12 protein-coding genes and 1 riboswitch are annotated in these 12,427 nt (G+C 69.9%); of the genes, 9 read left to right on the forward strand and 3 right to left on the reverse strand.

From position 1 onward, the window contains the following. Positions 1-35: 35 nt before the first annotated feature. From ACZ9QC_RS35550 to ACZ9QC_RS35585, 8 genes are all read left to right on the forward strand, one after another. Positions 36-941 carry a DUF881 domain-containing protein gene (locus tag ACZ9QC_RS35550; protein ID WP_472916824.1) on the forward strand — a complete coding sequence of 302 codons (906 nt, stop codon included), beginning with the start codon at positions 36-38 and terminating at the stop codon, positions 939-941. Continuing rightward, positions 938-1,270: a small basic family protein gene (locus ACZ9QC_RS35555; RefSeq protein WP_009343209.1), complete on the forward strand. Its 333-nt coding sequence runs from the start codon at positions 938-940 to the stop codon at positions 1,268-1,270. Before ACZ9QC_RS35550 ends, ACZ9QC_RS35555 begins: the two co-directional genes overlap by 4 nt. A 5-nt stretch (positions 1,271-1,275) precedes the next feature. Further along, on the forward strand, positions 1,276-2,151 hold the full coding sequence (locus ACZ9QC_RS35560; RefSeq protein ID WP_472916825.1) for a DUF881 domain-containing protein: 876 nt from the start codon (positions 1,276-1,278) through the stop codon (positions 2,149-2,151). Between the two features lie 61 nt (positions 2,152-2,212). Then, positions 2,213-3,184, forward strand: coding sequence for an FHA domain-containing protein (locus tag ACZ9QC_RS35565; protein ID WP_215451069.1), 972 nt, complete (start codon positions 2,213-2,215; stop codon positions 3,182-3,184). 42 nt (positions 3,185-3,226) lie between these two features. Further along, positions 3,227-3,982, forward strand: coding sequence for a transcriptional regulator FtsR (gene ftsR / locus ACZ9QC_RS35570; protein WP_472916826.1), 756 nt, complete (start codon positions 3,227-3,229; stop codon positions 3,980-3,982). Between the two features lie 84 nt (positions 3,983-4,066). Then, positions 4,067-4,540 carry a bifunctional nuclease family protein gene (locus tag ACZ9QC_RS35575; protein WP_005475662.1) on the forward strand — a complete coding sequence of 158 codons (474 nt, stop codon included), beginning with the start codon at positions 4,067-4,069 and terminating at the stop codon, positions 4,538-4,540. 302 nt (positions 4,541-4,842) lie between these two features. Further along, complete coding sequence (locus tag ACZ9QC_RS35580) at positions 4,843-5,487, forward strand: MerR family transcriptional regulator (RefSeq protein WP_472916827.1); 645 nt, start codon at positions 4,843-4,845, stop codon at positions 5,485-5,487. Between the two features lie 92 nt (positions 5,488-5,579). After that, on the forward strand, positions 5,580-6,941 hold the full coding sequence (locus tag ACZ9QC_RS35585; protein WP_472916828.1) for a DNA polymerase IV: 1,362 nt from the start codon (positions 5,580-5,582) through the stop codon (positions 6,939-6,941). Positions 6,942-7,090: 149 nt separating this feature from the next. On the opposite strand, the gene ACZ9QC_RS35590 is transcribed toward ACZ9QC_RS35585, so the two are convergent. Continuing rightward, positions 7,091-7,459, reverse strand: a complete 369-nt coding sequence (locus ACZ9QC_RS35590; RefSeq protein ID WP_316730258.1) for a PRC-barrel domain-containing protein — start codon at positions 7,457-7,459, stop codon at positions 7,091-7,093. 124 nt (positions 7,460-7,583) lie between these two features. After that, positions 7,584-7,680, forward strand: a riboswitch (glycine riboswitch). Positions 7,681-7,852: 172 nt separating this feature from the next. On the opposite strand from ACZ9QC_RS35590, the gene gcvP reads away from it, so the two are divergent. Continuing rightward, entirely contained in the window at positions 7,853-10,738 is a 2,886-nt protein-coding gene (gene gcvP, locus ACZ9QC_RS35595) for an aminomethyl-transferring glycine dehydrogenase (protein ID WP_472916829.1), read from the forward strand. 116 nt (positions 10,739-10,854) lie between these two features. Here gcvP and ACZ9QC_RS35600 read toward each other — a convergent pair whose 3' ends face one another. After that, a complete protein-coding gene (locus ACZ9QC_RS35600) occupies positions 10,855-11,055 on the reverse strand; it encodes a DUF5999 family protein (protein ID WP_013005137.1) in 201 nt (66 codons plus the stop codon). A gap of 409 nt (positions 11,056-11,464) precedes the next feature. After that, positions 11,465-12,049 (reverse strand): hypothetical protein, encoded by a 585-nt coding sequence (locus ACZ9QC_RS35605; RefSeq protein ID WP_472916830.1) that lies wholly within the window; start codon positions 12,047-12,049, stop codon positions 11,465-11,467. Positions 12,050-12,427 lie beyond the last annotated feature (378 nt).

Genomic DNA, 12,427 nt, shown 5'->3' on the forward strand with positions numbered 1-12,427 from the left:
GGGCCATTCGGAGGTAGTGGTCGCGACGTGCGACGATGTGCGGCATGCCGCAGCAGCCCCCCGTTCGGAGCACACCCGCGCGCCCGCCGCGTCCGGACGCCTCCATGTCGCTGCTCAACAACGTCATGGACCACAGCCTCGACGACGGATACGCCGAGGCCGCCGCCCGCAAGGAGGCCGCCGGCACCGCGGGCATGCCGAAGACGGTGCGGGCCAAGCTGGGACTCGCGGTCGGTCTGGTCCTCGCCGCCCTGGTGGTGACGGTGGGTGCCGCGCAGGCGCGCATCAGCGCGCCCGTGGTCGCCAAGGAGCGCGAGGAGCTCATCGACCGCATCCAGGAGGAGACCGCCGCCGCGGACGAGCTCGAGGACTCCGTGGACGAGCTCCGGGACGACGTGAGCGCACGCCAGCGCAAGGCCCTCAAGGACGACGGCGGCAGCGAGGGGAACGACCTGATGGGCATCCTGTCGGGCGCCGTCGAGGTGCACGGCCCCGGAGTCCGTCTCGTCGTCAACGACTCCAAGGGCGCAGGTCAGGGCGGTGACGGCGACCCGCGGGAGACCTCCGGGTTCTCGGACACGGGCCGGGTGCGGGACCGGGACATGCAGCGGGTCGTCAACGGGCTGTGGGAGTCCGGCGCCGAAGCCATCTCGATCAACGGCCAGCGGCTCACCGCGCTGTCGGCGATCAGGGCCGCGGGCGACGCGATACTGGTCGACAACAAGCCGCTGGCACCGCCCTACACGGTCCTCGCGGTGGGGGACGGGCAGCGGCTGAGCACCAGGTTCCAGAACAGCCCCGACGGGCTGTATCTGCATGCCCTCCAGGAGAACTTCGGCATCCGCACGAGCATCTCCGTCGAGGACGACCTCAAGGTGCCGGCCGCGCCGAGCGTGATCGTACGAACAGCAGAACCCAGCACAGAGAAGGGCACATCGTGATCGCCGTACTGGGCCTCGTCCTCGGAGTCGTGGCCGGACTGTTGGTCCGGCCCGAGGTACCGGCGGTGGTAGAGCCGTATCTCCCCATCGCCGTGGTGGCGGCGCTGGACGCCGTCTTCGGCGGTCTGCGCGCGATGCTGGACGGCATCTTCGACGACAAGGTCTTCGTCGTGTCGTTCCTGTCGAACGTGGTCGTGGCCGCCCTGATCGTCTTCCTCGGTGACAAGTTGGGCGTCGGCGCCCAGCTGTCCACGGGCGTCGTGGTCGTTCTCGGCATCCGCATCTTCTCCAACGCCGCGGCGATCCGCCGGCACGTGTTCCGGGCGTGAGGCCGATGAGCGACCAGGACCGCACGCCCGATCCGAAGCCGACTCCCGGTGCGGGAGAGGACGACGCGCCCACGACCCGGCTGCGCCGGGAGCTTCCCCAGGAAGTGCCCCCCACGGCCGCCGAGGAGCCCGGTGAGGCACCTCAGGAGGAGGAGAACAAGCTGACCGGGCGGCAGCGGCTGGCCCAGGGGCTGTGGCCGCCGCGCTTCACCCGTGCCCAACTCATCGTGGCCCTGCTGCTGTTCGGCCTCGGCTTCGGACTGGCCATCCAGGTGGCCTCCAACAACGACGACAGCGCGCTGCGCGGAGCACGCCAGGAGGACCTCGTTCGCATCCTGGATGAACTGGATGACCGTACGCAGCGTCTGGAGGAGGAGAAGCAGGGTCTGGAGGATCAGCGCACCGAGTTGGAGAACAGCTCGGACCAGGCTGAGGAGGCGCGTAAGCAGACGGTCGAGAAGGAGCGGCAACTCGGCATTCTGGCGGGCACGGTGGCGGCGCAGGGGCCCGGCATCACACTGACGATCGACGACGCGAAGGGGACGGTCGAGGCGGACATGTTGCTCGACGCGATCCAGGAGCTGCGCGCGGCCGGCGCGGAGGCGATCCAGGTGAACGGTGTGAGGGTCGTGGCCAGCACGTATCTGACCGATTCCGACGACGGAATCAGTGTCGACGGGAACAAGATCACCCAGCCGTTTCGTTTCAAGGTCATCGGCAACCCGCAGGATCTCGAGCCGGCCCTGAACATCCCCGGAGGCGTGGTGCAGACACTGGAGAAGGAGCAGGCCACCGTGACCGTGCGGCGGGCGGAGAAGATCGTTGTGGACGCCTTGCGAGCGGCGAAGCGGCCTGACTACGCTCGGTCGTCCTCCCAGTGAACCGCAGGTGCATGGGGCCCGTCCGGCGAGGGCATGAGGTTGCGGGGGGTCGGCGCACCGAATGGGTGGTGCGTGGTGGAAACTGTCCGGTGGGTACGGACGTTGTGAGGTTGTCCGGCTCGGCCGGTGTGTTCAGTCAGGGTTCGTCCTGCCCCACGGGCGGGTCTGTTTCGGTCAAGGGGAATCGCCCGTGAAGTTGTTTGCGAAGTTGTTCGGCAAGAGCGCGCGAGAGGGTAGCGACAACGCGACCTCCCGCCATCGCGCGCAGCCTTCGGAGGCGGAGGGCCAGGGCGGTGAGCGCCCCATGTTCCGGGACCAGGTCGCTGGTCCGGGAGGTGACATTTCCGGAGGTCAGGGCGCGCCGTCTGTTGACCCTGCCCAGTCGGGCCGCATAGGTTTCGGGGATCCGTCAACCTCAGGTACGGGTGGAGGGTTCGCTTCAGACCCGTATGCGTCCAATGCCCCGGCGGGGCAGCCGCGGCAGGAGGATCCGTCGATGTCGGCCCTGGTGTGTACGAGGTGCGGTAACCGCAACGCGGAGAACAGTCGCTTCTGCTCGAACTGCGGTGCTCCGCTGCGGGCCGGCGCGACCCCCGAGCGTCCGTCCGAGACGACCTCCACGATCTCCATCTCCGGCCTCGAGGCCTATGACTCCGAGGTCACCGGTCAGACCCAGCTGCCGGCTCTCTCTCCCGAGGCCCAGGCCGCCGTCGACGCCCTGCCGCTCGGCTCGGCACTCCTCGTCGTGCGTCGCGGCCCGAACGCGGGCAGCCGCTTCCTGCTGGACGGCGATCTGACCACGGCGGGCCGTCACCCGCAGAGCGACATCTTCCTGGACGACGTGACCGTGTCGCGTCGCCACGTGGAGTTCCGCCGGGGCCAGGACGGCTCGTTCACGGTCGCCGACGTCGGCAGCCTGAACGGCACGTACGTCAACCGTGAGCGGATCGACCAGGTCGCCCTGCACAACGGCGACGAGGTGCAGATCGGCAAGTACCGGCTGGTCTTCTACGCGAGCCAGCGGGGCTACTGACCCTCCCCCGGACCGCGTCCGGGGGGACCCCAGGGAAGGTCCATGCTTCGAACAACGAGCGGTGGTGCCGCCCACGGCACCGCCGCCGCGGACAGTGGCCTGATGAGCATCGGCACGGTGCTGAACGCACTGCGCGAGGAGTTCCCCGAAGTAACCATCTCCAAGATCCGTTTCCTGGAGTCGGAGGGGCTCATCGAGCCGCAGCGGACCCCCTCGGGGTATCGCAAGTTCAGCGCCGAGGACGTCGAGCGCCTGGGACACGTTCTCAGGATGCAGCGGGACCACTATCTGCCGCTCAAGGTGATCCGCGAGTATCTGGAGGCCCTGGAGCGCGGCGAGGACGTACGGCTGCCGTCCGTGGGGCGCCAGCGTGATGTCGGCGACGGAGAGCGCCTGAGCGAGCTCTTCGGGGAGCCGGAGGAGGCGCCGGCGACCCGGATCGGGCGCGATGAGCTTCTGGCCGGCGCCGGGATCGACGAGGAGCAGCTGGCGGAGTGGGAGTCGTACGGGCTGGTGGCCGCGCTGCCGGACGGTTCGTACGACGCCGAGACGCTCACCGTCGCCACGCTTGTGGTCGAACTGGGGCGGTTCGGTATCGAGCCTCGGCATCTGAGGGTGATGCGGGCCGCCGCGGATCGCGAGGCGGGGCTCGTGGATCAGGTGGTGGCGCCGCTACGTCTGCATCGCAATCCGCAGACCAGGGCCCATGCCGAGGATCGCACGCGGGAGCTGGCGGGGCTCACGGTGAAGCTGCACGCGGCTCTGGTGCGCAGCGCGCTGGGCGTTCGAATCCGCTGAGGCGCGGTGTTCGCCTGTGGCGGATCGGGCGGCCGATCTGTGCCCGACTACCCAAACATCCCGAGCACGGCCTAGGGTTGCTGTGTGAACGAGCTCGATGTCGTAGGTGTCCGGGTCGAGATGCCCTCCAACCAACCGATCGTGCTCCTGCGCGAAGTGGGAGGCGACCGTTACCTCCCCATCTGGATCGGGCCGGGGGAGGCGACGGCGATCGCTTTCGCCCAGCAGGGCATGGCCCCCGCGCGGCCGCTGACCCACGACCTGTTCAAGGACGTGCTGGAGGCCGTCGGCCAGGAGCTCACGGAAGTGCGCATCACCGACCTGCGTGAGGGCGTCTTCTACGCGGAGCTGGTGTTCGCCAGTGGGGTCGAGGTGAGTGCACGGCCGTCCGACGCCATAGCGCTGGCGTTGCGTACGGGTACGCCGATCTTCGGCAGTGACGGGGTGCTCGACGACGCGGGCATCGCGATCCCGGACGAGCAGGAGGACGAGGTGGAGAAGTTCCGCGAGTTCCTCGACCAGATCTCGCCCGAGGACTTCGGTACGAACAGTCAATGAGCCGGGTGGGCGGTGGTGCGGGGCCGTGCGGTCTCGACGCCGCCCGTCGTGGATGTCCGCGCATGTATCCAGGTGGTGGGGCGGCTGCGCTGAGGGCGTCCGAGCGGGGCTCCGCACGTGCCGTGGGCCTGTGCGCCGTCAGTCGGCTCCGCCGGAGAGCATTCGGCTAGCCTTTCCCCGCGGGAGGGCACGCGAAACCACTCTCAGGGTGATTATCACTCGGCGTGGCGAGTGCGGTGGTCGTTGACGCACCCCTGGTGGCTGCCTACCGTCGATAAGGCAGGTCAAGGACGGAGGTCGGCGTGAGAAGCAGCGGCGACGGTACGGCTGGGGGTGCCCCCGGACGCAGGCTGGGGGACAGCGGCCCGTACCCGCTTCACAGCAGCGCGGCCGGTCACGTCCCGCAGCGGCCCGCGGTCGTGCAGGACAGCGCGGAGGCGGAGTCCGAACCGCATGAGAACGTCGGCTACCGCGGTCCCACCGCGTGCGCGGCCGCCGGCATCACCTACCGGCAGCTGGACTACTGGGCCCGCACCGGTCTCGTGGAGCCGAGTGTGCGCTCCGCGCAGGGCTCCGGGACTCAGCGCCTCTACAGCTTCCGGGACGTCGTCGTCCTCAAGATCGTGAAACGGTTCCTCGACACGGGGGTGTCGCTGCAGAACATCCGCACCGCCGTCCAGCACCTGAGGGAGCGGGGCTTCAGTGATCTGGAGCGGATGACGCTGATGAGCGACGGGGCGACGGTCTACGAATGCACCTCGCCCGACGAGGTCCACGCCCTGCTCCAGGGCGGCCAGGGGGTCTTCGGGATCGCCGTGGGGGTCGTTTGGCGTGATGTGGAAAGCGCTCTCTCCCAGCTGCACGGAGAGCGGGTCGACACCGGGGAGACACTCGTGGGCCACAACCCGTCGGACGAGCTCGCGCGGCGACGCAACCGGGCGGTCTGAGGGGCCGGCGCGGGGCCGGCGGTGTGAGCGGCGATGCCGCCGTCGACGCGGGACATGGGGCATTGTCAGTGGCGTAGGGCAGCATCGGACATGTGAGAACCGCGCCCACCATCCTGCATCTCGACATGGATGCCTTCTATGCCTCGGCGGAGCAGGCGTCCAAGCCGAGTCTGCGCGGGAAAGCCGTTGTGGTGGGCGGGTTGGGGCCCCGGGGAGTGGTCGCGACCGCGTCGTACGAGGCGCGGGTCTTCGGGGTGCACTCGGCGATGCCGATGGCGCAGGCGCGTCGGCTCGCTCCCAACGCCGCGTATCTCACGCCGCGCTTCACGTTCTACCGGGCGATCAGCGATCAGGTCATGGGGCTGTTGCGGGATCTGTCTCCGCTGGTGGAGCCGTTGAGTCTGGACGAGGCGTTCGTGGACCTGGAGGCCGGGGGAGCGGCTTGGGACGAGGAGTCCGCGCGGCTGGTGGGGGTGCGGTTGCGGGCGGACATACGGGCGGTGACCGCGCTCACCGGCTCGGTGGGGCTCGCGGCCTCCAAGATGCTCGCGAAGATCGCCTCCGAGCAGGCCAAGCCGGACGGGCTGGTGCTGATCGAGCCCGGGACCGAGCGGGCGTTGTTGGGGCCGATGTCCGTACGGATCCTGCCGGGTGTGGGGCCGGCGACCGGGGACCATCTGCGGCGGGCCGGGATCACCACGGTCGAGGAGATCGTGGAGGCCGGGGAGGACGAGGTCGTCCGGCTGCTGGGGAAGGCGCACGGGCACGGGCTGTACGCGATGGCGCTGGCGCGGGACGACCGCGCGGTCGTGGCCGAGCGGGACACCAAGTCGGTCTCGGTGGAGGACACGTACGACGTCGACATCCACGACCGGGTGCGGGTGCGGATGGAGGTGCAGCGGCTCGCGGACCGGTGTGTGCGGAGGTTGCGGGGGGCCGGGCTGTCGGGGCGGACGATCGTGCTGAAGGTTCGGCGGTACGACTTCTCGACGCTGACCCGGTCCGAGACGTTGCGGGGGCCGACGGACGACCCCACGGTGGTGCGGGAGGCTGCGGGGCGCCTGCTGGAGGCCGTGGACACGACGGGCGGTGTGCGACTGCTGGGGGTGGGCGTCAGCGGTCTCGCCGACTACACGCAGGAGGACCTGTTCGCGCAGGCGGCCGGTGAGGTGGGTGCTGCCGAGGACGACGCCGGGGCCGCCGGGGTCGCTGTGGATGCGCCCGCTGTCGAGGAGCGTGCGGGTGGGGAGCGGCAGTGGAGGGCCGGGCATGACGTGCGGCATGCCGAGTACGGGCACGGGTGGGTGCAGGGGAGTGGGCTGGGGCGGGTGACCGTGCGGTTCGAGACGCCGGACGACGTGGAGCCCGGGCGTGTGCGGACGTTCCGGACCGACGATCCGGAGCTGGAACCGGCTGAGCCGTTGCCCTTGGTGCCGGGCGGGGTGCGGGGCTGACCACGGCTGGGTACCGCCGGGCCGCGCTGTCAGGGCTGAGCGCCGTCGCGGTGGGGATCAGGGGCAGGCCGGGACTGAGCGGGTCGCCGGCTCGCGGGAGGGCCGGGCGGGCGGTTGGCTCGGTGGAGGGTGGGCTCGGGAAGGGGCGGTCAGGTGTCGTCCTTGCCTGCCGTGTTGCCGAAATCGTGGTCCAGGGGTGGGGGTGGGGCCGTGTCCAGGCCGTAGTGGTGGTAGAGCTGGAGTTCCTGTTCCGGGGAGAGGTGGCGGCCCACGCCGAAGTCGGGGGCGTCCTTGATGAGGGAGCGCTCGAAGGGAACGCGGAGAGTGCCCTCGACCAGTTCGCTGGGCTCCAGGGGGACGAAGGCGTCGCGACCGAAGAAGCCCATGCGTATGGCGGCCCACTCGGGGATGCCGGTGGCGTCGTCGAGGTAGACCTCGTCCACGGTGCCGATCTTGCTGCCCCTGCGGTCGAACGCCTTGCGGCCGATCAGGTTGCGCGGATCGATGTCGGTCTGCACGGGCCCTCCAAGTGGTCGCACAACGGTCGCACATCGTGTCTCATGACTACGAAAAGGCACATCGGGGGCGGCGGCCACTCGAAGGTGAGTGCGTTGACCGCGCTGATACGCTGGCAGCGGCTGTTGACCCCGTGCGGGAGAGTCCTCCGGACACCATCCGGAGGCGCCGAAGGAGCAAATCCTCCCCGGAATCTCTCAGGCTCACGTACCGCACGGACGAGGTCACTCTGGAAAGCAGAGCGGGTGTCACGGCTCCCGCTCTCACCGACGGTGAAAGCCGGTCCGAACCAGGACCGGTGAAGCTCTCAGGTTGAGATGACAGAGGGGGAGGCCGTTCGGGCACCCGTGCCGTGGTGCCCCTCGAAGGTCGTGTCAGACCAGGAGGCCTCCGTAATGACCGCCCATCGCATTCCGCTCTCCGAGCTCGAACAGGGAATCCCCTTCGAGCGGCGCCACATCGGCCCGGACGTCGAGGCCCGGGCCAAGATGCTCGCGCACGTCGGGTACGGCTCGCTCGACGAGCTGACGGCCGCCGCGGTGCCCGATGTGATCAAGAACGCCGAGGCGCTCGATCTGCCGGGCGCCCGCACCGAGGCCGAGGTACTGGCGGAGCTGCGTTCGCTGGCGGACCGCAACCAGGTGCTCGGGTCGATGATCGGGCTCGGGTACTACGGGACCTTCACGCCGCCCGTCATCCTGCGCAACGTCATGGAGAACCCGGCCTGGTACACCGCCTACACGCCGTATCAGCCCGAGATCTCCCAGGGGCGGCTGGAGGCGCTGCTCAATTTCCAGACGGTCGTCGCCGAACTGACCGGACTGCCCACCTCCGGGGCCTCCCTGCTCGACGAGGGCACCGCCGCCGCCGAGGCGATGGCGCTGTCGCGGCGCATGGGGAAGAACAAGAAGGGGCTCTTCCTCGTCGACGCGGACGCTCTGCCGCAGACGATCGCCGTGATCCAGACCCGTGCCGAACCGACCGGGGTCGAGGTCGTCGTGGCGGACCTGAGCGAGGGGATCCCGGCCGACATCGCCGAGCGGGAGATCAACGGGGTGCTGCTGCAGTACCCCGGCGCCTCCGGTGCCGTACGCGATCTGAAGCCGGTCGTCGAGCAGGCGCATCAGCTCGGCGCGCTGGTCACCGTCGCCGCCGACCTGCTCGCCCTCACGCTGCTGGCGTCGCCCGGTGAGCTGGGTGCCGACATCGCGGTGGGCACGACGCAGCGGTTCGGTGTGCCGATGGGCTTCGGCGGTCCGCACGCGGGCTACATGGCCGTACAGGAGAAGTTCGCGCGCAGCCTGCCCGGGCGGCTCGTGGGCGTCTCCGTGGACGCGGACGGGCACAAGGCGTACCGACTCGCCCTGCAGACGCGGGAGCAGCACATCCGCCGGGAGAAGGCGACCAGCAACATCTGTACGGCTCAGGTGCTGCTCGCCGTGATGGCCGGGATGTACGCCGTCTACCACGGGCCGGAGGGGCTGCGGACCATCGCCCGGCGTACGCACAGGTACGCCACCGTGCTCGCCGCGGGGCTCGCCGCGGGTGGGATCGAGGTCGTGCACGGCGCGTACTTCGACACGCTCACCGTGCGGGTGCCGGGGAGGGCCGGTGAGGTCGTGGCCGCCGCGCGGGAACATGGCGTGAACCTGCACCCGGTGGACGCGGACCTGGTGTCGATCTCCTGCGACGAGACCACCACCCGGGCGCAGCTGGGCGCCGTGTGGACCGCGTTCGGGGTCGAGGGGGATGTCGAGGCCCTGGACGCCGCGGCCGAGGACACGCTGCCCGAGGCGCTGCTGCGGTCGGACGACTACCTCACGCACCCGGTGTTCCACGAGTACCGCTCCGAGACCGCGATGCTGCGCTATCTGCGCCGGCTCGCCGACCGGGACTACGCGCTGGACCGGGGCATGATCCCGCTCGGCTCCTGCACGATGAAGCTCAACGCGACCACCGAGATGGAGCCGGTGACCTGGCCGGAGTTCGGGCAGCTGCACCCGTTCGCGCCCGCCGGGCAGGCGCAGGGGTACCTCACGCTCATCCGTGAGCTGGAGGAGCGCCTGGCGGAGGCCACCGGGTACGACAAGGTGTCGCTGCAGCCGAACGCGGGCTCGCAGGGCGAGCTGGCCGGGCTGCTGGCCGTACGCGGGTACCACCGGGCCAACGGCGACGCCCAGCGGACCGTGTGTCTCATCCCGTCCTCCGCGCACGGCACCAACGCGGCGAGCGCCGTGATGGCCGGCATGAAGGTCGTCGTCGTGAAGACCGCCGAGGACGGCGAGATCGACGTCGAGGACCTGCGGGCGAAGATCGAGCAGTACCGTGACGAGCTGTCCGTGCTGATGATCACGTACCCGTCCACGCACGGTGTGTTCGAGGAGCACGTGGCCGACATCTGCGCGCAGGTGCACGACGCCGGTGGTCAGGTCTACGTCGACGGGGCCAACCTCAACGCGCTGGTGGGGCTCGCCAAGCCGGGACACTTCGGCGGCGACGTCTCGCACCTGAACCTGCACAAGACCTTCTGCATCCCGCACGGCGGCGGCGGTCCGGGTGTCGGGCCGGTGGCCGTGCGCGAGCACCTGGCGCCGTTCCTGCCCAACCACCCGTTGCAGCCCGCGGCCGGTCCGGAGACGGGCGTGGGCCCGATCTCGGCGGCGCCGTGGGGCTCGGCGGGCATCCTGCCCATCTCGTGGGCGTACGTCCGGCTCATGGGCGGCGAGGGGCTCAAGCGGGCCACCCAGGTGGCGGTGCTCAGCGCCAACTACATCGCCAAGCGGCTGGAGCCGCACTACCCGGTGCTCTACACCGGTCCCGGCGGGCTCGTGGCGCACGAGTGCATCGTCGACCTGCGGCCGCTGGCCAAGGCGACCGGGGTGAGCGTCGACGACATCGCCAAGCGGCTGATCGACTACGGCTTCCACGCGCCGACGATGTCGTTCCCGGTGGCCGGGACGCTGATGATCGAGCCGACCGAGTCGGAGGACCTCGGTGAGCTGGACCGGTTCTGCGACGCGATGATCGCCATTCGGGGCGAGATCGAGAAGGTCGCCTCGGGCGAGTGGCCGGCGGACGACAACCCGTTGCGCAACGCGCCGCACACCGCGGCCGCGCTCGGCGGGGAGTGGGAGCACGCCTACACCCGTGCGGAGGCGGTCTTCCCGGACGGGGTCTCGCCCGCCGACAAGTACTGGCCGCCGGTGCGCCGGATCGACCAGGCCTTCGGCGACCGGAACCTCGTCTGCTCCTGCCCGCCGTTGGACGCTTACGCGGAGTAGTCGCCCGCTGATACGCGTCGGGGCCGGTTCGGAGAGTGTGCTCTCCGGCCGGCCCCTCTTCTGTCGGGCGGACGTCCTGTGCGGGGACGTTCACCCTGTGCGCACGTCTGTGCGGCTCAGGCGGCTGTCACCACGGTGCCCATCGGGCGGTGTGGTGCGATGATCTGGCCGTCCGGCAGGAGCTCACCGGTGTCCTCGAAGAGCAGAACGCCGTTGCAGAGCAGGCTCCATCCCTGCTCAGGGTGGTGCGCCACGAGTCGGGCGCCCTCTCGGTCGGCGGATTCGGCTGTCGGGCACAGTGGCTGGTGCTGGCACATGGTTGTTGGGATCTTTCGGCTTGTCGTGTGGTCTGAGTCGGCTGGTTTGTCCGACCCGCGGCTTGAAGCCTCGTTCATGGCCGCCCCCCGTTGTGATAAATCGGTCCGGTCCCAGTGTTGCCCCACGGGCGTCAATCCGCAGGCATTTCGCAGCACGGCTTCTTCACAGGTTGATGACGCATCCCTCGCGCGGACGGTTCATCCCCGCCCCCCTGTCCCTTCGGGTGGTTCGCCATGGTCGGATGGGGCTAGTCCGGTGGTCGGGATAGCGAGCGAATAGCTCGTACGAGCGTATTGCCGCCCGAAAGAGCGCGCATTCTCGGTGAGGTGCAGAGGGAAAACGAGCGCCCCGCCGCCGGGAAATCGGCAGCGGGGCGCGAGGGGTGCGAAGAGACGAGCCGGCCTTGGTTCAGGCGGGTGACCCCAGCAGCGGTGCGGGCGTGAGCCGGGTGGTCAGCACCGGGAGGAGATCGGCGGCCCGGTGCGGGCGGTGGGCGGCGATACCGGGCGGTGCCGGCGCCAGGGGGACCAGCAGGTCGTCCGTGGCCGGATGGCCGGAGGTGCCGTCGGTGGTGGGGTCGGTGTGCAGCCACAGCGTGAGCATGTACAGCTCGGGCACGGACAGCAGGCGCGGCTGGTAGGGCAGCTGCATGACCTCGGCCTGGCGCAGGGCGCGCTCGGTGGAGGTGATGTACGGGCCCTCGAAGAAGTGCGAGAACACCCAGCCGTCCGGGGTCAGCCGGGTCTCGGCGGCGGCCACGGCGCGGTCGCCGCAGCGGATCAGGAACCGCCATCCGGTGAGCCGGGCGGTGCCCGTGCCCTCCGGGGTGATCCGGTCGAGGACGTGGACGGGCAGTGGAAGTTCGGGCGTGGCGGGGCCCGAGGCGTTCTTCAGCGACGGGGTTCGCGCCTCGTGGACGGCGGTGAGAGAACCGAGTGCCATGAGGACGGTGCGCAGGGCGGGCGCGGGAGCCGGGGGGACATGCAGCGGCATGGTGGGTCGCCTCTCCATTCGACAGGCACGGTGGCGCGAGGGCGGGGGCGGACGGCGCTGTCAGCTCGCGGGGATCGGAGAGACGGGTGCCCGGGGTCCGGGTGCGTGGGTGGGTCCGCCGCGCGTGGCCTGACGGCGGGACCGAGGACCGCGAGTGCCGCTCTCAGCCTCGTTTGCAGAGTTTATACGACACGTGTTCACGCAAGGTTTCGTCTAGCTGTTCCCCATATGAAGAACAAGGCGGTATCAGGTCGCCGGGAGCTGCTCATCAACCCGCTTTTTCAACGGGGACCGCCGGTGACCTCGTAATACCGGTGCGTAGTGGACGGCCTGTTCTCGTCGACGCTTTTCATGAAACACGACAGGCGGAAAGCGCAT

The organism is Streptomyces sp. HUAS MS02 (genome assembly GCF_055702265.1).

Excerpts from the sequence above, each read along its gene's own strand:
- ftsR (WP_472916826.1), top strand. The coding sequence starts at position 3,227 with ATGCTTCGAACAACGAGCGGTGGTGCCGCCCACGGCACCGCCGCCGCG.
- ACZ9QC_RS35550 (WP_472916824.1), top strand. The coding sequence starts at position 36 with ATGTGCGGCATGCCGCAGCAGCCCCCCGTTCGGAGCACACCCGCGCGC.
- gcvP (WP_472916829.1), top strand. The coding sequence starts at position 7,853 with ATGACCGCCCATCGCATTCCGCTCTCCGAGCTCGAACAGGGAATCCCC.
- ACZ9QC_RS35565 (WP_215451069.1), top strand. The coding sequence starts at position 2,213 with ATGGGTGGTGCGTGGTGGAAACTGTCCGGTGGGTACGGACGTTGTGAG.
- ACZ9QC_RS35600 (WP_013005137.1), bottom strand. The coding sequence starts at position 11,055 with ATGTGCCAGCACCAGCCACTGTGCCCGACAGCCGAATCCGCCGACCGA.
- ACZ9QC_RS35560 (WP_472916825.1), top strand. The coding sequence starts at position 1,276 with ATGAGCGACCAGGACCGCACGCCCGATCCGAAGCCGACTCCCGGTGCG.
- ACZ9QC_RS35605 (WP_472916830.1), bottom strand. The coding sequence starts at position 12,049 with ATGCCGCTGCATGTCCCCCCGGCTCCCGCGCCCGCCCTGCGCACCGTC.